Here is a 26055-nt window from a genome sequence, read left to right on the forward strand (position 1 = left end):
ATGACTTATATAATAGCGTCAGTTCATAAATCACAATAATGTTAGGCTTGTAATGTAGAACTTATACGATTGGGAGATCTGTTGTATATAGAATGTCTACTTTAATTGAGCGATTATGTAAAAGGGATTTTTAATATTATTAAGTGCTATACACAGGGAGGATATAATGAATGATATGCTATTAGAATATATCGATCGAATGATCGATCAAGAGAAAGACCATCGCGTTTTTCCTGTAGAATTTAATAACCAAAAATATTATGTAAAACAAGATATTAGTAATCATCGCTCTAGTTGGATTAAGCCAGCTCCTAGAGCTTCTTTTGATTATGAGTTCTATAAAATTTCCTTTGTGAATACACAGTTGCCTGTAGCACCAACGATTGCAGGCTTTAGAGAACATTACTTTGTTACCGAAGCGTGTGGTAAGACTTTAACTTATTATAGTCAATTGCCTGCGCAACATCCTGATGATGATAGCTTACAAGATATGGTCACTCATATCTTCTATATTTTTGGTAAAACATTGGGACAACTTCATGATTATGGTTTATCTCATGGGCGTCCTGCCATGCGTGATATTACCTATGATCCAGATACTGATAAGATTACGTTGCTAGATTGGGAAAATGGCCGTCGTTGGCCTGAATTAACACCGCAAGGTTGGGATTTACTTATCTTTGTTCACAGTTACTTGCGTGAGGACAACCTACCGATTTCTTATCTTTATGCCATGATGAATGGTTATAGTTCAGCCCGTACAGCACGTGATACGGTATTGCATGTAAAAGAAATCTTACGCAAACACGAATGTCTTTTTAAGTTCTGTCGTATGCTAAATCCGTTCCATTTTGTAGATACAGAAGCAGCTGTTAAAGCTTATGACTTCATGTTGGCCTTGAAAACCGAATAAAATTTAACTGAATAGTACATATAACATAGTACTGATAACATAGTACTCATAATATAGTACTTATAACTTAATCGCTTATTATTACATTGATTATAGGCTGAGCAGTATATAGACCTTTACGGAAACTAGTTTTATATCTCATATATAACTAGTACTAGTAAAGGTCTTTTTTGCTTCTTAATAAGGAGTTGTAATGATAATTCATCAGCTTTCACCAAAATCACCTTAATTCACACCGAGGGGGTTGTCGAAGGGGGATCTCAGGAATATAAGAGGGTGAAAGGAGGTGATACGATGGCTAACATTAAACGTACTAAATTGGTGTTGCGTTTTAATATCGGTACCGAAGATGCGCCGAAGTACAAAGACGTAACCTATACACGTGTTGCAGAAGAAGCGTCCGACGATAATGTGAAAACCGTTGGTAATGCGCTGGCAGCCTTGTATGACCACAGCTTGTCCGACGTGGTCCGCGTCAATGAAGTATCTTTAGGACATTAATTGTAGATTATCTATATATTCTTGTTTTAGTTGCTCCAAACACATCCTAAATTGCTGATTTCATACATCCTTACATAGTCGTAAAAGGGTGTAGCAATCGCAAGTCCACACATTCCCATCCTTATTGATATGAATGTAGATAGATATATTTAATCTAAGTATAATTAGTGTAACTACAGAATTGCAGAGTTACAGAGCTACAGAGCTATAAAGATCATCCTATTCTATCTATATTCGAGAACTTGTTTATGAAACGTGAAAGGAGGCGCCCACATGGCGGAAAAACGCGTTGTATATCTTACATTTTCTACGGTCGGTGGTAAAAGCACATCAGTCACAATTAGTGCTCCTCGTGCTGGAATTACTTTACAAGATGCTAAAACAGCGGCTAATGCGCTAGTAGCTAACAAAGTAATCCTTGGTTCTGGTGATGCAGAACTTGCTGCATTTACTACGGCTCGTGAAGTAACAACTCAAACTACTGAATTGCAATAATCGTATACAGTTAAATGGTAAAAAGGCTTTCACCTTGTGGTGAGGGCCTTTTTATTATGGTAAAATATAAGGTATACCGAACAGGTATGGTAATGATGAAAATACTATGCCCAAAAATTTGTGCATAATGGACCCATATGGGGATTAAAAAGGGGTAAAACAGTGGAATATATTATTTCATTTATGGAAACGTATGGCTATGCAGCCATGTTTATTGCAATGGTTTTGGAAAATGCTAACATTCCTATTCCGAGTGAAATCGTCCTTGGTTTTGCAGGATATCTGATTGCTCAGGGCGTATTTGATATGCATACGACGATGGTCGTAGGTACTTTGGCGGGGATTGTTGGCTCTGTATTATCCTACTGGATGGGTGAATATGGTGGTCGTCCTCTATTATTGAAATACGGTAAATATGTATTCTTTAATGAACATAAATTTGAATTAGCAGAAAAGATGTTCAATAAATACGGTGGTGCGGCCGTATTCTTTGGTCGTCTTTTACCTGGTGTTCGTACCTTCATTTCTTTCCCAGCAGGTATGGCGCGCTATCCAATGTGGCACTTCATCATTTGGACAGTTCTTGGTACGATTCCTTGGACGATTTTGCTCGTTTACCTTGGCAAGATACTTGGTGAAAATTGGCAAGATCTTATCGAATACAATCATGAATTCTTGATTGTTATGATTGTTGTGTTTGTTATTATAGCTGCAGTACTGGGCTTTAAATATTATCGCAATCGTCGATAAGGAGGGGCCTTATGAAACTCTCTCGCTTAACACCAGTCATGTTTATTGTGTGGCTCGTGTTCTACATGTTCGGCAATAATATGTTGCCTATTACCGATCCTGTTGAATCTAATTACGCGTTAACCGCGAAGGAAATGGTTCTTTCTGGTGATTGGCTGTCTCCTCAAATTTATGGTACCTATTGGTACGACAAACCGATTATGATTTATTGGCTTATCGCCCTTAGTTTTAAACTCTTTGGTATCGCCGATTGGGTGGTTCGTCTACCAAGTGCTATCTTTGGCGCTTTGTCAGTAGCGACCATGTATCAATCGATGCGCACCATTAGTGGTAAATGGGCGCTTGGGCTCATCGGCGGTTCTGTTCTAGGTACATCTCTCATGTTCTGGACCGTAGCTCATGGCATTATTACGGATATGGTCTTACTATATACGACATTGATGGTCATGATTTACTCCTATAAGGGGCTGGTGGAACGGAAACCATATGCCATGATTGTGGCCTATGTATTTGCCGGGCTAGGTGTACTCACTAAAGGTCCTGTAGCCCTTGTCTTGCCAGGGATGATATTACTTGTCTTTGCAGGCATCAACCGCTCTTGGTCCATGGTGAAAGCCATCTTTGATTGGCGTGGTATTTTAGCATTTTGTGCAGTCTGCTTCCCGTGGTATGCGTACATGTACAGCGTTCACGGCCAAGATTTTATCGATGGTTTCTTAGGTCTTCACAATGTAACACGTGCCACACAATCCGAGCATCCAGAGGATAATGTTTGGTGGTATTATCTGGCTATCTTCCTCGGCGCTTCTATGCCGTGGACGGGGGCCGTTATTTACGGTATTATCGATGGTTTAAAACAACGTCATACAGGTTTTATCTATAATATGACCTGGGGTGTAGGTATTGTTTTATTCTATACCTTGATGGCTACTAAATATCCTTTATATACCTTTGTTAGTCTCGTTCCATTTAGTGCTATTGGTGCCATGGGCGTTATGAAGCTTATTCGTAAAGGTAAGTCTAGAGCTTTAAAATGGATTATTGTGGGGCCGACGCTTCTGTTGTGGATTGCCTATGTAGCGGGTACGTTCTTCGCTCCGTGGGGCTTCTATTTCTTGCTCTACGTAGTGGTGGCTATAGCAGTACTACTTATGCTTCACGCATGGTTTACAAGAAGAGGCTATCGTTTAGTCACTATTATCGTCCTTGGTACGATGGTGATATCCTCTATCGTTGTTGTAGAAGGCTTAGAGCCATTTATTAAACAACGTAGTAATATTGATGTAGTACCAGTAGTAGACTCTTATGATGGCGATGTATATTACTATAACGGTTATAGTACAGCGACTGTATACTATACAGGTCATAAGATTATCAAAATCAACGGTGATGAAAGTCGCTGGGATGATCGCGATAAATTGAAAAAACGCAGTGCTGAATGGTCAAAAAAATATCTTATGGAACAAGTCAATGAAGAAGAGTTTAACAAGATTATCACATCTGGTAAACCTGTGATGTTAATCGTTCCAAAAGGCGAAATTAAGCACTTCCGTCAATCCTCTATTTACCCGAATGTATCAGAATTTAGCGAAGCTGGTACATCAGAGGTATATGTATTGAATAAAAAGACTATATTCAAGTAAGTCTAACAAGTAAATCTAACAAGTAAATAACAACTGCAAATAGGTAGCATCCTTTGGGTGCTACCTATTTTTAGTATATAGATGTTTCTCGCACCCAAATAATAATACCTACAATATTACTGTGTTTTATTGACAGAATTAATACATATTGATATAGTAGGGTATAAATAAGTTTAGAAGACAAGGTGTTCTAGAACCAGACTTCATCTAGGTTTTAGAAAAGTGTGAAAAATGACATGTGTCAAAAACGCCCCTTGTTATGAGGTAGAAAGAGGGGAAGTTATGAAGAAGACATGGTATCTAATCATCGGAGTGGTTCTCTTGGTTATTGGCTGCATAGCCTATGGTTATTATGAACACCATAAACCAAAGACGGCACAAGAATTAAAGACTGTACGCGTAGCCTATTTACCAATTACTCATGCATTGCCAGTATTTGCTACAAAAGAGCTGGAAACGGCAGATGGTCCTGTTCATGTAGAGCTTGTTAAGTATGGGTCTTGGCCAGAGCTTATGGATGCGTTAAATACTGGTAAGGTAGATGCCGCAGCTGTTCTTGTTGAACTTGGTGTAAAGGCTCGTGAACAAGGCATTGATGTCCGTGCTGCTGCACTTGGTCATACAGAGGGTAATATTATTATCGTCAATAAGGATATTAACTCCGTTCAAGACTTAAAAGGCAAATCCTTTGCTATCCCTCATAAACAATCTACTCAAAAAGTTCTCGTGGATTGCATGCTTGAAGAAGCGGGTCTTTCTGAAAAAGATGTACAAATCGTAGAAATGAGCCCTCCAGAAATGCCATCTGCTCTATCGGTAGGTCAAATTGCTGGGTATAGTGTAGCCGAACCATTTGGCTCTCTAGCCCTTGAAATGGGAACTGGGAAGGTCTTCGAAGATCCTGACCATCTCTGGCATGATAATATTTGCTGTGCCCTTGTGTTTAATGGTCAATTCGTCGATGAACATCATGACTTGGCAAAAGCTTTCACCAAGGCCTATCTCGATGCAGGTAAATACCTAGATGAGCATCCAGAGTCCCAAAAAGAAATTGCCTTAAAATATTTAAAGTTTAAGGATCCTATTATTGAACGTTCCTTACAAGTGATTGGGTTTAAAGATTTAGCCCTTACAGAGGACCGTTATAATGCGCTTGTGCATCATATGACACATATTGATTTAATCAAAAAAGTGCCGACCTATTCAGAGTTTGTAGATACATCATTGTTACCATAGGAGGGGGACCATGAAGAAATATACATATGTGCCAGGTTCATTTATCGCAGCTTGGCTAATTTGGGAGTTGATCGTTCACCTCGGCGGTTTTAATGAAGCGCTATTTCCAACGCCATATAAGGTATTACTCGGATTTGGAGAACTTATAGGCGACGGTGTTCTTTTTAAAGATATTGCAGATAGTTTAGTGCGTTTCTTTATCGGCTATCTTATTTCTGTTGTAGCTGGCGTATTTTTCGGCCTTATCTTGGGCTGGTACAAGGGGATTTGGAACTATATCAATCCAATCGTTCAAGTCATTCGACCAATTTCTCCTGTGGCGTGGTTGCCCTTTATCGTTCTCTTCTTCGGTATCGGCCAAGCACCAGCTATCGTTATCATCTTTATCGCAGCATTCTTCCCGGTGCTATTGTCCACCGTGTCTGCTATTCAAAATATTGACCCTGTGTACATCAAGGTAGCGCGCAACTTTGGTATTAAACAGCCAGAACTGTTATTTAAAATCGTATTACCTGCCGTATTCCCTGGTATTGCATCCGGTCTTCACATTGCCCTTGGTACGGCCTGGATCTTCCTTGTAACAGGAGAAATGGTAGGCTCCCAAACAGGCCTTGGCTTCCTCATTATCGATATGAGAAATAACTTGCGTAACGATCTCTTGATGGTAGCCATTTTGACCATCGGTTTCGTTGGGCTTTTACTCGATTGGGGCGTATCCCTTATCGAAAAATGGATTTACAAACGTTGGGGTATTGAGAAATAGGAGGTGGCCTCATGGGTTACATTTCGGTGCGCAATGCACACAAGGAATTTATGAAAGATGGGGAACCACTCACCATTCTTGAAGATATTAATCTAGATATTGAAAAGGGCGAGTTTATTTGTCTCTTAGGCCCTTCTGGTTCCGGTAAAAGTACGCTATTAAACGCTATAGCGGGCTTTGAGCTCGTTACATCTGGTTCCATTACTATCGACGGTGAAGAGGTGAAAGCGCCTCAACTCAGATATGTAACGGTATTCCAAAATTATGGCTTGTTGCCATGGCGTACGGTGGAAAGCAATATTGAGCTTGGTCTTGAAAGTAAAAAGGTGCCTAAAGAAGAGCGTCCTGCTATCATCGATAAATACGTTAAAATGGTAGGCCTCGATCATGCTCGCAATCGCTATCCTGCAGAACTATCTGGGGGCATGCAACAACGTGTATCCATTGCCCGTGCACTAGCGGTAGATCCAGATATTATCTTTATGGACGAGCCACTAGGCGCCCTTGATGCGTTAACACGCATCAATTTGCAAGACGAAATCTCTCGTATCTGCCGCGAAGAAGGCAAGACGGTTGTATTTGTTACCCACGATATTGAAGAAGCCGTAGTCCTTGCGGACCGCGTCGTAGTACTAGCGGCAAATCCAGGTCGTGTACAAACTATCATCCCTGTAAACATCATCGACAGAACAGACCGTACATCGCCGAACTTTGTTAATATACGTAACCACATCTTCGAACAATTCCAACTGGCAAAAGAAGACAAAATCGAGTTCTATATTTAGTTGTTTTACGGTATACTATAAGTAGCTAAAGATTGTAAGTGCTCCACTGAGTGCACAAAAGAAACCACCTAGGGACTGCGACATACCTAGATGGTTTCTTTAATTATAATAGACAAAATCCTAAAATAATGTATACTATAAGTAGCTGAAGGATTATAAGAATTCACTGTTAGCACAAAAAAACTCCCTCAAGAACGGCGAAATACTTGAGGGAGTTTTTTATTGTTTATGATCGTCTAAGCTAACGGGGTTAATCACTATGAAATTTCCTATCTAACCACTTGCAAATGAGATAGCTGGTCACATTTACCACGATAGGAATTAGAAGGATTATAAGAATATCTTTCACTGGTGCACCTCCTTTCTGTACCTGTTTCCCCAGAACAGAGTGGTGACATCTTGATTGTAGTACATATAACTATATATTTCTTATGCAATTCGTGTAATTATCATGTATAGTAGATATATATCGGTAATAACGTATGAAATTTAAATTGGAGGCTGTATGTCTTTATTTGAGTTAGAGAAGAGCTTGTCTTTTGATGAATATATAGAGTCCTTTGATGCGGAGCGTGTAGCGAAGGTACGCGGTTTTGTAGATTGGCTCGCACAGTATCAAGGTAGTCTTATCCATAATCCTTGGGGTGAGGTAAACCCCGATTTAGAAATCGTTACAGATGGTTTTGATGCGGCTCAAGTGCGCCGAGATAATTTAGTCGCTTATCTATTGCCGCGCTTAGGTCGAGCTAAGGTTTTTGTGGTGGCTGAGGCTGTAGGCTATCAAGGGGGACGCTTTACAGGGATTGCTATTACTTGTGAAAGAATGCTACTAGATAAGCACAAAACCATTCGTGCAAAGGATGTAACGCCTATTCGCTTAGAACGAACTAGTTCTCCTAGTAGTAATCTGTTAAAAGGAACACAGCAAAAGGACGGCTTTAACGAGCCTACTGATACAGTGGTGTGGAATGCTATTGTTGAAAAGGGTATCAATACCTATGATACATTGTTGTGGAACATATTCCCTTTCCACCCACATAAGGATGGAAATCCATTGACTAACCGTACACCTACGGATAGAGAACAACAAGTAGGCTGGGAATATACAAAACGCTTATTAGATTTACATCTTGAGCTAGGTGGTGTAGAACCTCTTATGCTCGCCGTAGGACAAAAATCTGCTGATACGATGGATAAATTTGGCCTGTCTGCCATCGGTTTACGTCATCCTGCAAACGGTGGCGCCAATTTATATCGCCAAGGATTTGCTGAGGCTGTAGATACATATTTGAAATAATATAGTTTGATATATAGTGATAAAATATAAGATATATTATATAAATTAATGAAATATAATTATCTTATTAGTTAAATTCTTAAGTGCTAAAGAGAGTTAGCGAAGTTCTTAAGTTCTAAAGAGAGTAAGACTGTAAGAGCGGATTTTAGAGTGTTTTGGAGAGAATTTTATGAAACGTTATTGTGATACTTGCCGTCAGTATTGTGATGAGGCGGCTATGTTTTGCCCTACTTGTGGGCAGTATACAGTGGCAACAGAGGTGGAGCGTATCGCACCGGAAGGCGATGTAATCTATCCTTTCGCCCATTACCAAATGAGTTATAAGGATACGTTCCTTTATGTAATGGGGAAAAAGTTCATGGATACCGATGGACGTGCTTCTCGTAGGGAGTTTTTCCAATTTATATTCTTGTGGAATGTAGTAATAATCTGTATATTAGCAGTGTTCTGTGCGTTGACTGCTATATTTAAAACAGGCCCTTATTTACTTGGTTTAGCATGGATGATTATCTCGATTTTGGGACTCGTTTCTTTTGTGCCTATGGTTGCACTCTGTGTCCGTCGTCTCCATGATACGGGAAAAGGTAGTGACACATTATTACTATTCTTCGTTCCTTTTGTAGGCCCTTTGATCGCATTAGGTTTATTAAGTAAAAAGGGGCAAGCGCAGGATAATCAATATGGCAGCGCTTTACAACATATCGTAATCGACAAACGCTTAGCGTCTATTATGAAAGTATCTCCTACTAGCAGCTCTTTAACAACGAAAGTTCTTATTGCTGTAATCGTAAGTGCTCTTAGTGTTTGTGGTCTTTCCATGCGTTATATGGCGCCTTCTGATAAGACCATATCCATGGGGTGGTTCGCGAATGCTGTAGTAGGTGAAGGTAGTGAAGAAGCTGCGGAAGCATCGGTAAAAGAATATTTTAATGCCGTTAATAACAAAGATTACGACAAGGCTTTCACCTATGTTATTGATCAAGCTAAGGCTAACCCAACAGAGAAACAAAAGTGGATTGAGTCTATGAAGAAGGCCCCTAAGGTTGACGTTGTCTCTTTAGGCGTTTCTCAAGTGAGCCGCGTAGGTAATTTGAAGCGCATTACCTTCGAGGCGAACTTGCAAATGACAAAACCTAGTGAAGGTGCCGTAGAAGCGACACATACGAAACGCTATATTTCCGTCATTGAAGAAAATGGGGCATGGCATATTGAAGGCTTTTACAAAGATGATCCTAATGATAAATAATTAGATCTAATACAAATAAAATAGCTGTATCATATAAGCATAAAGTACCTAGATCGATTTAAGAATAAAATAGTTAGCTATAAGGATTAAAATAGATAATTAAAATTATATAATCTATAGAATTGACTTGATTTTGTGCGCTTTTGAAGCACTTAACAGTCGTGTAAAGTTCGTGTAATAGCGTTAACATAAGGGTCCCCTCTTTTGTTAGCGCTATTTTTATGTTACAATAGGACTAACGTATGAAAGCGAGGCTTTCATCAAAATCGATCGGATTATATTGCAAGACCCATTGGATAGGGACGAAGAGAACGTACCCGTCGCGGCTGACATATCTAATGAGGGCAATATACTCATTTGCTATGGCAAATGGTCACAACAACACTAGGAACGGCAAAAATCGATAGCGCATCTTTGCGCCTATTTGACGAGACGCTAGTATTTTAGCGCCTTTTTCTTTGTGTGGCCTCCGTAGCATAGATCAATTCAAGTGATAGGTGAGAAAAGAAACTATGTTAAATAAAATAATGAACAAAATTTTAGGAGGAACTGTGAATACAACAGATAATCAGGTTACTGCACAAGTGAAAGCAGAACCGACAGTAGCAAGAAATGCTACTCGTACAGCTGCGGCTGAAGGCGAACAAAAACAAACTCGTCGCCGCACTAATACACGCCGTCCTGCTGGCGAAGGTCGTACTCGTCAACAAGCAGCTGGCGAAGGCGAAGGCACTACACGCCAACGCCGTACAAATACTCGCACAAGCGCGAATGGTGGTCGTACAAATACGACTCGCCGTACAAATACTCGTCGCAATGCGGAGCAAGGTGAAGGTCAAGAACGTACAGAACGTAAACCACGCCAAACTCGTGCACCACGCGGTGAACGTAGTGAAAATACGCGCAACACGCGTACTAATAATACTGGTCGCAATGGCCAAAATGGTCAAAACCGTAACAACAACCGTCCAAATAACCGTTCCACGAACCGCAATCATCAAGAGGCACAAGTGGAATTAGTAGGTCGTACACCAAATGGCGCTAACAAGGGTAAATTCCAAATCATCCCTCTTGGCGGTCTTGGTGAAATCGGTAAAAACATGACCATCTTCCAATATGAGGACGAAATTATCGTTCTCGACTCTGGTCTTGCGTTCCCTAGTGAAGACATGCTTGGCGTAGATATCGTTATTCCTGATATGAGTTATATCATCGAGAATAAGGATCGCGTAAAAGCTGTCGTAATTACTCATGGTCACGAGGACCATATCGGTTCCTTGGCATACCTTATGAAAGAAATTAACTGCCCGGTATATGCAACAAATCTCGTTTGTGGCTTGATTGAAGGCAAGTTCAAAGAACATAAGGTATCTCCAAAATGTCTCCGCACGATTGCTGCAGGCGATGAAGTTCAAATTGGTTCTGTAAATGTTGGTTTCATCCAAACAAACCACTCCATCCCTGATTCCTGCGCGGTATACTTCGATACACCAATCGGTACTGTACTTCATACAGGGGACTTTAAAATCGACCAAACGCCAGTTGATGGCCGTTTGATGGATATGCACAAATTTGCTGAGCTCGGTAACAAAGGCGTATTAGCGTTGATGTCCGACTCTACAAACGTTGAAAAACCAGGCACTACAGGTTCTGAAAGCTCTGTAGGCCCTGCGATTAAACAAGCTGTTGGCGAAGCAAAAGGCCGCGTTGTTTTGGCAACATTCGCATCTAACGTATCTCGTATTCAACAAGCTGTTGATGCGGCAGTTATGTTCAATCGTAAGGTTGTCGTTATGGGCCGTAGCATGGTAAATGTTACAGAAATCGCACAAGAACGCGGTTACTTGAACATTCCACCAAATACAATCATCGACGTAGATGTAATGCACAACTACACAGATGACCAAATCATGATCTTAACAACTGGTTCTCAAGGTGAACCGATGGCCGGCTTGTCCCGTATGGCTACAAGCAACCATCGCACTGTAGAATTGGCGCCGAATGACACAGTTATCATCTCTGCTACACCAATTCCAGGTAACGAAGGTGCTGTAGGTAGAACTATCGATAACTTGCTTCGTTTAGGTTGTAATGTAGTATACGGTAAAGACCGTGGCATCCACGTATCTGGTCACGCGAGCCAAGAAGAGCTTAAAACGATGCTCAACCTTGTTCGTCCAGAATACTTCATCCCTGTTCATGGTGAGTACCGCATGTTGCGTCGTCATGGTGAACTTGGTGTTGCTATGGGCGTAGATCCTAAGAAAATCCTTATCGGCGACAATGGTCAAATCTTTGAATTCGATAAAGATGGTGGCCGTAAAGGTGGCCGTGTACAAGCTGGTGCTATCTTCGTCGATGGCCTTGGCGTTGGCGACGTAGGTAACATCGTTATCCGCGACCGTCAACAATTGGCACAAGAAGGCATGGTTATCGTTGTAATGGCGATGGATAAAGCTTCTGGTACAATCGTAGCTGGTCCAGACCTCGTATCTCGTGGCTTCGTATATGTGCGCGATGCAGAAGAGCTTATGCTTGCTGCAGAACGTCGCGTAGAACAAGTCCTTGATGATTGCGAAGTGCAACGCATCAAAGACTGGACTACTATTAAGCAAAACGTACGTGACGCGTTGGGTAAATTCTTCTACGATAAAACTCGCCGCCGTCCTATGATCTTGCCGATTATTCAAGACGTATAATCACATACAATACACAAAAGTACCGCATCGTATGATGTGGTACTTTTGACATTTAAAAAATGGGCTTTCAAAACTACTATAAATAGCTACGCTATCGCATTTAGCTACTATATGGGGTATTTGAAGTTACCCTTTTAAACTGTTATAATTAAAAGATACCAATTAATCTATCTTCTTATATATAGAATGGAGATTTATGAAACAAACAAATACAAGAGCGATGGTAGAAACAGGATTTGTATCAACCATTGTTGTAATGTTAACTATAGTGGGGTCTACAGTGCCCTTTCTTAGTTTGCTAGCCACCTTAGTTGCACCATCTGGGATTGCACTGATTGGTATCCGGTGGGGTAGTAAATATAGTTGCGCCGCGTCAGTGGTGGCATTTGTACTCGTCTCCCTTTTAGTAGGCCCATTAATGGCAATGGCGACAATCTTGGCATATTCCTTGCCAAGTATCTTCCTTGGTGAAGCTTTCAGAGCGAATTGGTCTTTTGGGAAGCTTATCGTTATACCGGCTGTTGCGTTAACTTTAACGAGCCTTATGGGGATTTTTATTTCTGCAGGTCTTACATCCTTTGATTTGAGTCAAATTAATCAAATGATTGATGTAGATTTAAAGAATGCTATCATTGAGTCTGTTAAGCAACAGCCTATGACACAAGAGCAAATGGATGCATATATCAATCGTTTAGATTTTACGATTCAACAAGCAAAACGAATGCTGTTAGCGTATTGGTTTGCTGCCAATGCAGTCGTAGTTTATATGTTAGCTAAGCTTGTATCTTATATTGGTGGACGTACAAATAGCGTAATGCGTACGCTGCCGACTATGGATACATGGCGCATGCCGATTTGGGGCGCTGGGGTATTAGCAGTAGGTATTATTCTTGCTTATGGTGAGCAGTATCTAGGCTATACAAACACTATTATTTCAGATGTAGGTCTTAATTTAGCTTTGTTTGGTGGTATGGTATGTGGTTTAAATGGTATTACATGCTTACTATCCATCATGAAGTCTTATAATTTAGCGGGCTTTTTCAGATTTATTATTATAGCTCTCTTATATGTGATGAGTCCGATGGCACTCGTTATATACGGTATTTTTGATATGTTTTTAGATATGCGAGTACGTTTCCAAAAACGCAGCTTGTAATAGAAAGGAGGCCGTTATGAAATCCTTTCAACGGAAATGGGAAGGTTTAGAAATTACCATTATCACTGTTATCGTATTATTGTTATTATTGTTGGCCTATTTAAACTGGGCTGTGGCAATTTTAGCTTTAATTATCGTAGTAGCGGCGTATTTGGTTAACTATAACACCATTCATAACCGCCGTCGTTTAGCAAGGGAACAGTTTGGGGCGATGATAAAAAATGTCACACAAGCTTCGAACTTTGCTTTACAAAACTTGCCAATGGGGATTGCTCTTGTTAATAAACAAGGTACCCTCGTATGGAATAATAGTGTCTTTGCAGATTGGGTTAAGGTGGACTGGAATAAACTTCAAAAAATGTCTGCTCTTTTACCAGGCTTCCGCCTTGATAAAATCTGGGGTAAATCCGGATATATGACGGAGCAGTACGAAGACAAGCACTTCCAAATCATTTACAAATTTATTGATCCTCGTGATACACGGCCAGATCTTCATAGTGAAGATGAGCTAGCTGAACATGCTGTAATGGCGCTATACTTCAAAAACATTACAGAAGTAGAAAAAGCGCGTATCAAGGCTGAAGAGGATCAGCCTGTATGGGGCATGATTCAAATCGATAATCTCGAAGAGTTGACAAAAGGTCTTAGTGACCGCGAGTATACTAGCGTTTGGTCCGATATTAACAATATCATCGTAGATGAAATCGACGGCCATGAAGGTTTCGTTCGTAACTTCCAAGATGATATGTACACCTTTGCCATCTCTCGTGGCGCTCTTCGCGCGATGGAGGAAAAGGGTTTTAAAATTCTTGAGAAAATCCGTAAATTGCCTTCTCCACGTCAGGTGCCAGCTACGATTTCTATCGGTATTAGTGAGAACGTAGGCTCTGTAAAAGATGTGTCTAGTCGTGCTCGCGCCGCCTTAGATATCGCATTAGGTCGCGGTGGTGACCAAGTGTGTATTATGGATGGTGAAAGCACCCGCTTCTTCGGTGGTAATACAGCAGGTGTTGAGAAGAACACACGTGTTCGTGCTCGTGTCGTATCTCAAGCTTTACATGAGCTCATGATCGACTCTGATAAGATTCTTGTTATGGGGCATCAACGGGAAGACTATGATGCATTAGGTGGCATCATAGGTGTCACCTCTATTGCTCGAGCACTTGGTAAAGACGTACGTGTTGTACTTTCAAAAGAATCGAGTGCTATCGATAAAATGGTGGCCGTTCTCAATGAATCTGAGTTCTGGCAAGAGCATTTTATCACCCTAGAAGGTGCAAAGGTATGGGTAGATGCGAATACGCTCACTATCGTGTGTGATACGCATCGTCAAGCAATGGTAGCAGCCCCAGAGGCGCTTGAAATTTCTGAACGACGCATCGTTATCGACCATCACCGTCGCGCAGCGGATTTTGTAGAAAACCCATTGCTTACGTATTTGGAGCCTACTGCATCGTCCACATCTGAGCTCGTTACAGAGCTCGTACAATATGCAGGTGTTCCTGTGAAGCTTTCAAAAGCGGAAGCTACAGGCATCTATGCAGGTATCGTTTTAGATACGAAGAACTTTGTTCAACAAACTGGTGCGCGTACCTTTGAAGCGGCTGCATTCTTGCGCCGTGCAGGGGCGGATATCGAAAAGGTGAAACAATTATTTATTGAAACCTTCGATTCTGTTCAATTGCGTGCTAAAATAGTATTTGAAGCCAATCGCACCGAAGGGATTGCTATTTCCGTAGCACCTGAAGGTTTGAAAGATATGATGGCATTAGCTGCACAAAGTGCGGATATGCTCATCAGTAATGAAGATATTGAAGCAGCCTTTGTACTGTATTCCTTGAATGACGGCGGTATCGGCGTTAGCGCTCGATCCAAAGGCAAGGTAAACGTACAAGTTGTAATGGAAGCCTTGGGTGGCGGTGGTCACAGAACTGTGGCTGGTGCCCAATTACAAGGTATGACCGTAGAGGAAGCGAAGCAGGCCATTTTAGAGCGTGCTCTAGAAGCCCTTCATTCCGCTGAACAAGAGGAGGAACAACAATGAAAGTAGTATTGTTAGAAGACGTTAAAAAAGTTGGTAAAAAAGGCGAAATCGTTGAAGTTAGCGACGCATATGGTCGTAATGTATTGATTAAAAAAGGTCTTGGCCTTGAAGGTACAACGACTAACGTAAATAACGCAAAACAAAAACAAGACTCCATTGCTCACCACAAAGTAGTAGCGAACGATGAAGCTAAAATCTTGGCAGCTCAATTGACTAAGGTTGAAGTAACTGTAAAAGTTCGCATGGGCGAAGAAGGTCGCGTATTCGGTTCTGTTACTGCAAAAGACATTTCCGATGCAGCTAAAGCTCAGTACAAAGTAGATATCGATAAAAAGAAAATCGAAATCAAAGAACCATTGAAAACATTAGGCGTACATGACGTTTTAGTTCGTGTTCATCCTGAGATTACAAGTACTATCAAGGTTAATGTAGTAGCTGAATAATAGTGTTCACCATGCTCTTTGAGTATGGTGAATTCTTTTATCCATAGTGGTTGTGTGAAGGGGATTATCATGGATGTACGCATTCCACCGCATAATCTAGATGCGGAAAAGGCCGTTTTGGGGGCCTTATTAACCAATGGATCGAACTCGGGCGCTGTTGTTGATACAGTGACGAGCATTCTAAAATCTGAAGACTTTTACCGCGATGCGCATCGTATTATTTATGATGCTATCTTAGAAATCGTGCATGCCAATAAGACGGCAGACTTTATCACTGTTGGTGAAGAGTTAGACCGTCGCAAGCGACTCGATGCGGTAGGTGGTCTTGCTTATATTACATCTCTTGCTAATGAATCGGTGTCCTACAATGTAGAGGAACATGCGAAGATCATTAGCGAGAAAGCTCAGTTGCGCCGCCTTATCGATGCAGGGAATAAAATCGTAGGCATGACGTACGCTGGCGAAGATGAACCAACGACTATCCTCAACAAGGCAGAGCAAATGGTGCTAGACGTAAGTGGTCAAACTCAATCTGAATCTTCCTTTGCTCCAATTAGTGAGATCGTATTATCTAACTTAGATAGATTGAACGCATTGCAACAGCATGATGGTGCCATTACAGGCGTTCCAACAGGCTTTAAAGATGTAGACCATGTATTTAATGGTCTACAAAAATCTGACCTCATCCTCGTAGCAGCCCGTCCTGCAATGGGTAAAACGGCTTTCACCTTGAACATCGCCCAAAACGTAACGATGATGTACGACAAGACGGTAGCCTTCTTCTCCCTAGAAATGGGCAAGGAACAGCTCGTTGCTCGTATTCTGTCCTCCGTGGCAGGCGTGAGCTCTGAAAAACTGCGCCGTGCATACAACATGGACCCTACTGACTGGGAAAAGGTTATCGCTGCAGCGGATCGCATGAGCAAAGCCAAGCTCTTTATCGATGATACGCCGGGCCTTACCGTACAAGATATGCGCTCTAAATTGCGCCGTCTTAAGGTGGAACATGGTCTCGATCTCGTTATCGTCGACTATATTCAGTTGATGCAAGGCCGCAACTCCGGCAAGGGCAGCGAGAACCGTCAACAAGAGGTATCTGAAATCTCTCGTAACCTCAAATTGATCGCTCGTGAGTTTAACGTGCCGCTCATCGCCTTGTCTCAGTTGTCTCGTAGTGTTGAAAGCAGACCAGATAAACGGCCTGTACTGTCTGACCTTCGTGAATCTGGTTCCCTCGAACAAGATGCGGATATCGTTATCTTCTTGTACCGCGACAAATATTACGATGAAAACTCCGAAAAAGGGGACAATGCAGAAGTCCTCATTCGTAAACACCGTAATGGTTCCGTTGGTACCGTGGAACTCCAATTCGTTGGGGAATTAACACAATTTAGAGACGTGGAATTCCGAGACATGGGGCCGGAACAATAATGAAAACTATCGTGGGGGTGTGCCTATATTGATGGGGCCCCGTGACATAGCTACATTTTAATTAAAAGAAAGGACTATACTTCTTTGCTCCTCGTGACCTGATGTCGCTGCATAAGTATAGTCCTTTCTTTTTATCACTGTACATATGAAGGTGTCCCATCAATATAGTAGCACTAGATAGTTTTCAGTGTATTGTTTGGAGAGATGGGGAAATCGGTTAAGTTTGTAATAGAATAGTATATTGCAGGTGAAGTTATATCATTTAATCCTGAGTCCTAACTATATAGTTAAGGCTTGGGATTTTTTATGTCCAAAATTTGCCGCTATAATAACAAACATATGTTTGAAAATACTCCGTATTTTTGTTATACTAATCATAGAAATTCTTCTTTTTATATTTCTTGTAGAGTCTAGTTATTTAGCGGTTTGAGGAGGTGTTTGTATGGGTTCAGCTGATACGGATCGAATGTATATATGCATTGATTTGAAGAGTTTTTACGCGTCTGTGGAGTGTGCCGATTTGGGGCTGGATCCGTTTACGACGCCTTTGGTGGTGGCCGATGGGTCTCGTGGCAAAGGGGCTATTACATTGGCCATTTCACCAGCCTTAAAAAAGCTAGGTGTTAAGAATCGTAGTCGTCTTTTTGAGATTCCTCCGCACATTGAGTATTTGACGGTGAAGCCTCATATGAAGCGGTATATGCAGGCGTCTGCTGAGATTTACGGGACTTTGCTCAAGTATGTGGCACCTGAGGATGTACATGTATACTCTATCGACGAGTATTTTATCGATATTACGCCTTACTTACCGCTCTACAAGAAAACGCCTCGAGAGCTAGCGCAGATGCTACTTGATGCGGTGTTAGAGGCGACCAAGATTTATGCCACCGTTGGGATTGGAACAAACTTGTTCCTTGCCAAGATTGCTCTCGATATCCTGGCAAAACATGCGCCTGATTTTATAGGGTATCTTGATGAAAGCCTCTTTAAAGAGACAATTTGGTATCATCAGCCCTTGACCGACATTTGGCAGATTGGTAAGGGCATAGCCAACCGCTTACATAAATATGGAGCTTATGATTTGCATGGTATTACCATGGTTCCAGAGGCTAAGCTGTATAAGGAGTTTGGCATTAACGCCGAGCTCATCATCGATCATGCTTGGGGCCGTGAGCCGTGTACGATTGCAGATATCCATGCGTATCGTCCTATTAAGCATTCTATCTCGCATAGCCAGATTTTGTTGCGTAACTATACTTACGAAGAGGCGTACGTGCCTATGCGGGAAATGGTGGAGTCATTGGTACTAGAGCTTTTACAAATCAAAGGGGTTACGAATCATATTCATGTTCATATTGGCTATGCAGATGATATGGTGCGCTCTACTGGAGGTTCTAAAAAGCTTAAACAGTACACTGATTCATTGCAAGCATTAACGACGGCAGTAATTAAATTATATGAACAACATTGCCATAAAAATGAACTTATACGACGTATAGGCGTAAGCTTTGAGGATTTAGTCAATCGCTCTGCTATACCTCAGGAGGTAGATTTATTTAGCTCTCTTGCGACGGAGGAAGAGGAAAAGGAGCGGCAAGTACATGAGGCGATGTTATCTATCAAGGAGCAGTTCGGTAAAAACGCTATTTTACGTGCCTCTAGCTTGCAAGATGAAGGGACAATGCGCTTTAGAAATACCTTGGTAGGTGGCCATAATGGGGAATAAATAGTGTAATGGATAGCATGGCAATTGAACGAAGAACAGCAATTGAAAATAGATTAGTCGCATAAGGGGAGGTATACATTAATGAAACATCGTATGTCTCGTTTGCAACGGGCGAAACAATTTATGCCCTTTGCGGCATTGAAGGGCTTTGAGACTTTATTGTCAGCTGTTGCACGGTCTAAGGAGGCACGAGTGGAGCTGTCAGAGGATCAAATAGATGAGTTAAATAAGGTTTTACAGACTATACATGGCGGAGAATGGGTACGAATTGTTTACTACAATAAACAAAGATATACAGAGCTTATAGGGGCTGTTGATAGGATTAGTGCGCAAATGCAAATTATATCTGTCCAAGGCATAGATATTCCCTTTAGATATATCAAGGAATTGAATCTGTATGATATGACAATATAAAGAGTTGTCTTTATATATGGCTTAAGGGCTAGAGTTAAGGTGTGATTCGGTATACAATGATAATAAGAATTATAATTTAATTATATTCTCGTATAAAACACCCTATATGGTTAGCTGTTATATGACTATATATACTCTTTGTATTGTTTTATGAGAAAGGCGGTGTCTGTAATGCATGAGGTCATATCATTACTTATCAATCGCTATGATTTTTTTCTCCAGTTGCTATGGGAGCATATAGAAATTTCAGTATTAGCTTCTGTTATTGCTACCATCATCGGTGGATTATTGGGTGTGTTTATATATGAATATAAACGGCTAGCTGTGCCCGTTATGGTAGTAGTTAATTTCCTATATACAATTCCATCTATATCGATGCTAGGTCTCTTGTTGTACGTATCAGGGGTTGGTAATACGACGGCTATCATTGCATTGGTTATCTATGCTTTATTACCGATGGTACGAAATACATTTACTGGTCTTAACCAGATCGATCAAGCCATGTGTGAAGCGGGAATTGCGTTAGGGCTCACGCGGATTCAACGTTTGTGGAATATAGAGATTCCCTTGGCTATGCCGACTATTATAGCTGGTATACGGACTATGCTCGTTATGACCATTGCCTTGACAGGTATTGCATCCTTTATTGGTGCTGGTGGCTTAGGTGTGGCGATTTATAGGGGGATTACAACGAATCAAAGTGCTTTGACAATTGCAGGTAGTCTACTGATTGCCCTATTAGCCATTACTGTTGATGCGCTCTTTTCTTTAGGTGAAAGAGTAACGCGTATTAGCCCTTATATGAAGCGCTATACGATTATATTTGTTTCGATTATGACGATAATTGCGATGGGTATAGGTGGCTGGGCTATGTATTGCCGTCATGTGAAGACCGATGTTATTCATATTGCAACGAAACCTATGACGGAACAGCTTATTTTGGGGAATATCTTAAAAGAATTAATCGAGAAGAAGACTGATTTAACCGTAGAGGTTACAGAAGGTGTCGGTGGTGGTACATCAAATATTCAACCAGCTATGCTTTCTGGCCAATTTGATATATATCCTGAATATACAGGTACGGCTTGGTCTGCTGTGCTAAAACGTACGGATGCGTATGATGAAAGTCTATTTAATGAGCTTTCACAGGCCTATAAAGAGAAATATAATTTTGAGTGGGTCGGCATGTACGGTTTTAATAATACCTATGGCATAGGGGTGCGTAATGAAATTGCTCAGAGTTATGGCGTAAAAACGTATTCTGATCTTGCTCGTATAGCACCATCCCTAACATTAGGAGGGGAATATGATTTCTTTGGACGTGAAGATGGCTATGCTGGATTACAACGCGTGTATGGTATGAGTTTTAAAGCTACTAAAGATATGGATATAGGGCTAAAATATACGGCTATTAGTCGTGATGAGGTGGATGTAATGCCGATATTCACGACTGATGGTCAATTAAGTATTGCACCAATTACGGTGTTACAAGATGATAAACATTTATATCCATCTTATATGTCTGGTAATGTGGTGCGTAGCGAAGTATTGATTGCTCATCCTGAACTGCGCCCTGTATTAGAAAGTTTGAATCATACGATTACAGATCAAGAGATGGCGAAGATGAATTACGCCGTTGAAACGGAACACCAACTGCCAGCTGATGTAGCACATAAATTCCTGGTAGAACGAAATTTGATATAAGGTGAATATAGTTAGAACTAAAGTAAATAAAATTTAATATATGTTGAATATGATTTTGTATTGACAATTAATCTCCTTTAATGTAAGATAAACATATGAACAAGTATTCATATAAATAAAAATATCTGATGAAAAATGTTTAGGAACATATATAACAAGATATGAAACAAGATATGACTAATAAGTATTAGAAAAATATTACCTATTAACTTACAATACAGGATAGAAGCTTTCACTATTATCAAAAAGGAGATATTATGGAAGAAACATTATTGTTGAAGGATTTGAACTGTCCGAACTGCGCAGCAAAAATTGAAGATCGCATCCGTAAAATGGATGTTGTAGAGACTGCAAATTTCACAATTGCTACACATCAATTAAAATTAACCGGCTCTTGGGAAGACCGCGAAGCTCTTAAACGTGACATTCAAGACATTTGTGATGCCATTGAAGAGGGTGTAACAGTAGCCGATTACGAGCGTAAATCTAAAGCGGCTATGGATGACCACGATCACGATCACGGCAGTGATGCAGTAACAATTGCAGTTATCGTAGCAGGCTTGTTATTCATGGCCTACGAAGGGTTGACTACAGTTGTGCCGTCCATCGGCTTGCCAGAGTCTATCGAAACTCCAATTTACTATATTGCCTATATTCTTCTTGCATTCCCAGTATTGCGTATCGCAGGTCGCAATATCTTAAAAGGCCAAGTGTTCGACGAGAACTTCTTGATGTCTATCGCTACATTGGGCGCTATTGCTATCGATGCATTGCCTGAAGCCGTAGGCGTTATCTTGTTTTACCGTATCGGTGAGTTCTTCGAAGAAAAAGCTACAGATCGCAGTCGTACAGAAATCATGAACGCTGTCGATATGCGTCCACAAGAGGTGCGTGTTGTTGATACATGCTGCGGCGGTGAAATCGTAGTTATGGCTCCTGAAAAGGTTGAGGTAGGCAGTACTATCGAAGTTCGCCCTGGCGATTTAATTCCTTTAGACGGTACAGTGCTTGAAGGTGAAACTCGCGTTAATACAGCTCCTGTAACAGGTGAACCTGTACCGGTTCGCGCTGTACCTGGTACTCAACTCATGTCTGGTTGCATCAACGAATCTGGTCGCATTACGATGCGCGTTGATAAGGTTCTTGAAGAATCCATGGTTACAAAAATTCTTGATGCCGTTGAAAATGCAGCATCTTCTAAACCTAAAATCGACCGTTTTATCACGCGTTTCGCTCGCGTATACACACCAATCGTTGTAGCTCTTGCATTGGCTGTTGCTATCATCCCGTCCCTTATTACTGGTGAATGGAATAAATGGATCTACACAGCCTTAACATTCCTCGTTATTTCTTGCCCATGTGCATTGGTGCTTAGCGTGCCACTTGCATTCTTCTCCGGTATCGGCAATGCGTCTAAACACGGTATCTTATTAAAAGGTGGTCGAGTTATCGAGGCGTTGGCTAATGTGAAAGCCGTAGCTCTTGATAAAACTGGTACTATCACATCTGGTGAGTTCAAAGTTCACAGCGTAGAAACTGTAGGCTCTCATGTAAGTTCCAGTCAATTGTTATCCATGGCGGCAGCTATCGAAGCCGTTTCTACTCATCCAATCGCAACAAGCATCGTGTCTGAAGCAAAAGAACAAGGCATTACTGTAGAGGCATCCGACTTTGTTCAAGAGTTGGCAGGCGAAGGTATGGTAGGTATGACTGATGGCCAACAAGTACTTATTGGTAACCGTCGTCTTATGGAACGCTATAATGTGCAAGGCTATCCAACAGAGGCTGCTGAATATGGCACAGAAGTTCTTGTCGCAGAAGGTAATACATACTTAGGTCGTATCATCATCGCCGATGAAGCTCGTCCTGATTCTGCTGAAGCGATTGCTGATCTTAATGGTCAAGACATTAAAACTGTTATGCTTACAGGTGATGCTGAAGCAAGTGCAAATTACATCGCTAAAGAAACTGGTGTAAGTGCTGTTCGCGCTCAATTATTGCCTCAAGATAAATTGTCTGTAGTACAAGATATTCGCTCTGAATATGGTCCAACTATGTTCGTAGGGGACGGTATCAACGATGCTCCAGTACTTGCAGGTGCTGATGTAGGTGGTGCGATGGGTAGCGGTGCTGATGCGGCTATCGAAGCGGCAGACGTTGTATTCATGCGTCCGTCCTTGACTGCTATTGCACATATCCTTGACTTGTCCAAAGCGACGTTGCGCGTAGCATGGCAAAACGTAGTATTCGCTATTGCTGTAAAAATCCTTATCATGGCGCTTGGCCTCATGGGCTATGCATCCATGTGGTGGGCAGTATTTGGTGATACAGGCGTATCCATCCTTTGTATCTTGAACTCTGTTCGTATCTTGCGCCGAAATTAGGTGAAAGCAGAGTTTATAGCTCTGTAGAGGAACGAAATAAATTACATTATCCTGATCTGAATGATTAGGGCTGATATAAATAACCTCTAGGTTAGTAACTGACTAACTTAGAGGTTATTTTATTGTGTGGATAAAACATTTACGATACTTTTACTATATACATTTGTACATCATAAATAGACATAAAACTGTATATGTATGTTCTAGATACACAAAACTTTCACAATTGAATTGAATAATAGCTATAAAATAGTATATAATTTATTAGATGATTACTATAAGTTCATTGGAAGGAGGGATAGCATGATCACGGTGTACAAACACATAGAAGAAGAGTTAGTTTCAGATTGCACTGTATCAGATGCCACAAAAGGTTCTTGGGTAAATTTGGTGAACCCAGACCCCGATGAATTATCCCTTATCAATATTTTGACAGAAATTCCAACGGACGTTTTAAAGACCGCCCTCGATATGGAAGAACGTTCTCACGTGGAGTTAGAGGACAATTATATCTTCGTTGTTATCAACATTCCAGTTGTTCGCGGTAACGATATGTACGATACCGTGCCGCTTGGTATCTTCTTGACGCCGGACTTCTTTATTACGGTCTGCCTCGAAGAATCTGAAGTGTTGTATCCGTTTATTTCCAATCAGATTTCTACGTTCTATACGTTTAAAAAGACTCGTTTCTTGTTCCAAATCTTGTACCGCACAGCGACTATGTTCTTGCGTTACTTGCAACAAATCAACCGTCGTACAGACGACATTGAAGTTCAATTGCGTCATACTACAAAGAATAAAGACTTCTTCCAATTGTTGGAATTACAGAAATCCATGACATACTTTACATCTGCATTGCGCACGAATGGTACAGTTATGGAGCGTTTATTGCGCTTGCGTGGTCATAGCTCTTATAGACATTTGCTCAAAATGTACGAAGAGGATGAGGATTTACTAGAGGACGTTATCATCGAGAATAAACAGGCCATGGAAATGGTTGAAATGTACTCCAATATCTTGATGAACATGATGAACGCCTTCACGTCTATCATCTCAAACAACCTCAACATGGTTATGAAAATGTTGGCAACCTTAACGATTACCATGGCCGTGCCAACGATCATATTTAGCTTGTGGGGGACAAACGTACACTTGCCGTTCCAAGATGATCCAGATGGCTTTGTGAAAGTTGTCATTATTTCTGTTATTTGCTCTGCCATTGCCATCTTTGGTATGTGGAAAAAAGACTTGTTCTAATGGTGATGAACAGTTGAAATTTCGAATTCATAGCAACTGTACAGAGTAACACTACATATATGGCGACCATAAGTACATATGGAAGCATTAAATACACATGAAAAAAGCTGGCTATGAGCCAGCTTTTTTGATTGCTTATATTCTATTATTGCTTATTATTGGGCCAATCTGATATAATAATACCGTTATGGAGAGGTGTCCGAGTGGTTTAAGGAGCTGGTCTTGAAAACCAGTGACTCCGCAAGGGGCCGTGGGTTCGAATCCCACCCTCTCCGCCACCAATACATACAACTATCACAGATTACAACAAATTGTAACGGACTATAACGAACACAGTAAAAATAAAGGTTTATAATGGTATTGTGGAATTAAAATTATAACGAATTGTAACGAATTATAACAAGATTTTGCCACCATTTTGCCCCCAAAAGAATAAAATAATTTGCCCCCATTGCATGCAGTGTGCAGTGGGGGCATTTTTCTATTTATGACTGATAGCAGAGCCAATTTTATTAATAGCGTTATTCAATTCTGATTTCATTTCATCAGTAACATGTGTATAAACTGCTAATGTAGTACGTGGTTCATTGTGGCCAACACGTTCCATGATTGCTTTTAATGGTACATTAGCCTCTGCTAGAAATGAAATATGTGTATGTCTGAATGTGTGTGAACTAATCGGTTTGTGAAAATCAACTTTCTTTAATATTTTATTTACAAAATGTACATCGAATGGATAACCTCCATCTGTTACAAAGATATAATCAGTTTTGGCAAAACGAGGTTTCCATAATTGTTTTGATTTATTCATTGTAATAAAATGGTTAATTATTTGTTTGGCTCTAGCATCTAAGGATACTTTTCTAATTGAATAGATATTTTTAGGTGATGATCTAATTGTTTCGCTTTTTAAACTACCATAAGAAGATAAAGAGGCATTTACATCAATTTCTGATTTTTTATCATCATAATCTTGAATACGTAACGCTACCATTTCACCAAAGCGTAAACCTGTTAAGGATTGAAATTCACACAAGAGAGCAATAGTTGGATTGATAGCATCTAATTTATTAAGTAATAATTTTAGTTCTTTTTGTGTTAAGAATTTATCTCGTTGTCGTTGAACTTTCTCTACATTTAGTACAGGTTTTTGAAGTTCTAGATTATC

The 26055-nt window shown here is 40.7% G+C and carries 21 protein-coding genes and 1 tRNA gene; 21 read left to right on the top strand and 1 reads right to left on the bottom strand.

The window, feature by feature from the left end; genetic code table 11:
- The first annotated feature begins 166 nt into the window (after positions 1–166).
- The 21 genes from RYM16_RS02630 (at position 167) to RYM16_RS02730 (ending at position 25165) form a co-directional block, all read left to right on the top strand.
- Positions 167–913: a hypothetical protein gene (locus RYM16_RS02630; protein ID WP_314982121.1), complete on the top strand. Its 747-nt coding sequence runs from the start codon at positions 167–169 to the stop codon at positions 911–913.
- Positions 914–1207: 294 nt separating this feature from the next.
- The gene (locus RYM16_RS02635; RefSeq protein WP_009352393.1) at positions 1208–1414 is read left to right on the top strand and encodes a DUF1659 domain-containing protein; all 207 of its coding nucleotides are present in this window, start codon (positions 1208–1210) and stop codon (positions 1412–1414) included.
- Positions 1415–1687: 273 nt separating this feature from the next.
- Entirely contained in the window at positions 1688–1909 is a 222-nt protein-coding gene (locus tag RYM16_RS02640; protein WP_009352278.1) for a DUF2922 domain-containing protein, read from the top strand.
- Between the two features lie 162 nt (positions 1910–2071).
- Positions 2072–2659, top strand: a complete 588-nt coding sequence (locus tag RYM16_RS02645; RefSeq protein ID WP_105097457.1) for a DedA family protein — start codon at positions 2072–2074, stop codon at positions 2657–2659.
- A gap of 11 nt (positions 2660–2670) precedes the next feature.
- Positions 2671–4302, top strand: a complete 1632-nt coding sequence (locus RYM16_RS02650) for a glycosyltransferase family 39 protein (RefSeq protein ID WP_314982123.1) — start codon at positions 2671–2673, stop codon at positions 4300–4302.
- Between the two features lie 282 nt (positions 4303–4584).
- Entirely contained in the window at positions 4585–5538 is a 954-nt protein-coding gene (locus RYM16_RS02655) for an ABC transporter substrate-binding protein (RefSeq protein WP_156719814.1), read from the top strand.
- 10 nt (positions 5539–5548) lie between these two features.
- Positions 5549–6301, top strand: a complete 753-nt coding sequence (locus RYM16_RS02660; RefSeq protein ID WP_314982125.1) for an ABC transporter permease — start codon at positions 5549–5551, stop codon at positions 6299–6301.
- Between the two features lie 11 nt (positions 6302–6312).
- Complete coding sequence (locus RYM16_RS02665) at positions 6313–7086, top strand: ABC transporter ATP-binding protein (RefSeq protein WP_105081743.1); 774 nt, start codon at positions 6313–6315, stop codon at positions 7084–7086.
- 505 nt (positions 7087–7591) lie between these two features.
- Positions 7592–8383 (top strand): uracil-DNA glycosylase, encoded by a 792-nt coding sequence (locus tag RYM16_RS02670; protein WP_314982127.1) that lies wholly within the window; start codon positions 7592–7594, stop codon positions 8381–8383.
- A 169-nt stretch (positions 8384–8552) separates the two neighbouring features.
- Entirely contained in the window at positions 8553–9629 is a 1077-nt protein-coding gene (locus RYM16_RS02675; protein ID WP_314982129.1) for a DUF805 domain-containing protein, read from the top strand.
- Between the two features lie 512 nt (positions 9630–10141).
- On the top strand, positions 10142–12328 hold the full coding sequence (locus RYM16_RS02680) for a ribonuclease J (RefSeq protein ID WP_314982131.1): 2187 nt from the start codon (positions 10142–10144) through the stop codon (positions 12326–12328).
- A 196-nt stretch (positions 12329–12524) separates the two neighbouring features.
- On the top strand, positions 12525–13484 hold the full coding sequence (locus RYM16_RS02685) for a DUF2232 domain-containing protein (protein WP_314982133.1): 960 nt from the start codon (positions 12525–12527) through the stop codon (positions 13482–13484).
- Positions 13485–13500: 16 nt separating this feature from the next.
- Positions 13501–15528: a DHH family phosphoesterase gene (locus RYM16_RS02690; RefSeq protein WP_288991686.1), complete on the top strand. Its 2028-nt coding sequence runs from the start codon at positions 13501–13503 to the stop codon at positions 15526–15528.
- Positions 15525–15971, top strand: coding sequence for a 50S ribosomal protein L9 (gene rplI, locus RYM16_RS02695; protein WP_009352526.1), 447 nt, complete (start codon positions 15525–15527; stop codon positions 15969–15971). Before RYM16_RS02690 ends, rplI begins: the two co-directional genes overlap by 4 nt.
- A 69-nt stretch (positions 15972–16040) precedes the next feature.
- On the top strand, positions 16041–17402 hold the full coding sequence (dnaB, locus tag RYM16_RS02700) for a replicative DNA helicase (RefSeq protein ID WP_314982142.1): 1362 nt from the start codon (positions 16041–16043) through the stop codon (positions 17400–17402).
- A gap of 442 nt (positions 17403–17844) precedes the next feature.
- Positions 17845–19128: a DNA repair protein gene (locus RYM16_RS02705; protein WP_314982135.1), complete on the top strand. Its 1284-nt coding sequence runs from the start codon at positions 17845–17847 to the stop codon at positions 19126–19128.
- An 81-nt stretch (positions 19129–19209) separates the two neighbouring features.
- Positions 19210–19542, top strand: a complete 333-nt coding sequence (locus tag RYM16_RS02710; protein ID WP_195186222.1) for a YolD-like family protein — start codon at positions 19210–19212, stop codon at positions 19540–19542.
- A gap of 171 nt (positions 19543–19713) precedes the next feature.
- The gene (locus RYM16_RS02715; protein ID WP_314982144.1) at positions 19714–21246 is read left to right on the top strand and encodes a glycine betaine ABC transporter substrate-binding protein; all 1533 of its coding nucleotides are present in this window, start codon (positions 19714–19716) and stop codon (positions 21244–21246) included.
- A 257-nt stretch (positions 21247–21503) separates the two neighbouring features.
- Complete coding sequence (locus RYM16_RS02720; RefSeq protein ID WP_314982137.1) at positions 21504–23630, top strand: heavy metal translocating P-type ATPase; 2127 nt, start codon at positions 21504–21506, stop codon at positions 23628–23630.
- Positions 23631–23933: 303 nt separating this feature from the next.
- On the top strand, positions 23934–24887 hold the full coding sequence (locus RYM16_RS02725; RefSeq protein WP_314982139.1) for a magnesium transporter CorA family protein: 954 nt from the start codon (positions 23934–23936) through the stop codon (positions 24885–24887).
- Positions 24888–25076: 189 nt separating this feature from the next.
- A tRNA-Ser gene (locus RYM16_RS02730) sits at positions 25077–25165 on the top strand.
- 203 nt (positions 25166–25368) lie between these two features.
- On the opposite strand, the gene RYM16_RS02735 is transcribed toward RYM16_RS02730, so the two are convergent.
- Positions 25369–26055 (bottom strand): site-specific integrase (locus tag RYM16_RS02735; protein ID WP_314982140.1); only part of this gene is annotated, 687 nt, incomplete at its 5' end.

The organism is uncultured Veillonella sp., from assembly GCF_963524655.1.
Lineage (GTDB): Bacteria > Bacillota > Negativicutes > Veillonellales > Veillonellaceae > Veillonella.

Bases quoted from the DNA above. Each gene is read 5' to 3' on its own strand.
- RYM16_RS02650 (WP_314982123.1), top strand. From the start codon at position 2,671: ATGAAACTCTCTCGCTTAACACCAGTCATGTTTATTGTGTGGCTCGTG.
- RYM16_RS02635 (WP_009352393.1), top strand. From the start codon at position 1,208: ATGGCTAACATTAAACGTACTAAATTGGTGTTGCGTTTTAATATCGGT.
- RYM16_RS02675 (WP_314982129.1), top strand. From the start codon at position 8,553: ATGAAACGTTATTGTGATACTTGCCGTCAGTATTGTGATGAGGCGGCT.
- RYM16_RS02665 (WP_105081743.1), top strand. From the start codon at position 6,313: ATGGGTTACATTTCGGTGCGCAATGCACACAAGGAATTTATGAAAGAT.
- RYM16_RS02640 (WP_009352278.1), top strand. From the start codon at position 1,688: ATGGCGGAAAAACGCGTTGTATATCTTACATTTTCTACGGTCGGTGGT.
- RYM16_RS02710 (WP_195186222.1), top strand. From the start codon at position 19,210: ATGAAACATCGTATGTCTCGTTTGCAACGGGCGAAACAATTTATGCCC.
- RYM16_RS02715 (WP_314982144.1), top strand. From the start codon at position 19,714: ATGCATGAGGTCATATCATTACTTATCAATCGCTATGATTTTTTTCTC.
- RYM16_RS02670 (WP_314982127.1), top strand. From the start codon at position 7,592: ATGTCTTTATTTGAGTTAGAGAAGAGCTTGTCTTTTGATGAATATATA.
- RYM16_RS02705 (WP_314982135.1), top strand. From the start codon at position 17,845: ATGGGTTCAGCTGATACGGATCGAATGTATATATGCATTGATTTGAAG.
- RYM16_RS02720 (WP_314982137.1), top strand. From the start codon at position 21,504: ATGGAAGAAACATTATTGTTGAAGGATTTGAACTGTCCGAACTGCGCA.
- RYM16_RS02685 (WP_314982133.1), top strand. From the start codon at position 12,525: ATGAAACAAACAAATACAAGAGCGATGGTAGAAACAGGATTTGTATCA.
- RYM16_RS02655 (WP_156719814.1), top strand. From the start codon at position 4,585: ATGAAGAAGACATGGTATCTAATCATCGGAGTGGTTCTCTTGGTTATT.
- rplI (WP_009352526.1), top strand. From the start codon at position 15,525: ATGAAAGTAGTATTGTTAGAAGACGTTAAAAAAGTTGGTAAAAAAGGC.
- RYM16_RS02725 (WP_314982139.1), top strand. From the start codon at position 23,934: ATGATCACGGTGTACAAACACATAGAAGAAGAGTTAGTTTCAGATTGC.
- RYM16_RS02660 (WP_314982125.1), top strand. From the start codon at position 5,549: ATGAAGAAATATACATATGTGCCAGGTTCATTTATCGCAGCTTGGCTA.
- dnaB (WP_314982142.1), top strand. From the start codon at position 16,041: ATGGATGTACGCATTCCACCGCATAATCTAGATGCGGAAAAGGCCGTT.
- RYM16_RS02680 (WP_314982131.1), top strand. From the start codon at position 10,142: ATGTTAAATAAAATAATGAACAAAATTTTAGGAGGAACTGTGAATACA.
- RYM16_RS02690 (WP_288991686.1), top strand. From the start codon at position 13,501: ATGAAATCCTTTCAACGGAAATGGGAAGGTTTAGAAATTACCATTATC.
- RYM16_RS02630 (WP_314982121.1), top strand. From the start codon at position 167: ATGAATGATATGCTATTAGAATATATCGATCGAATGATCGATCAAGAG.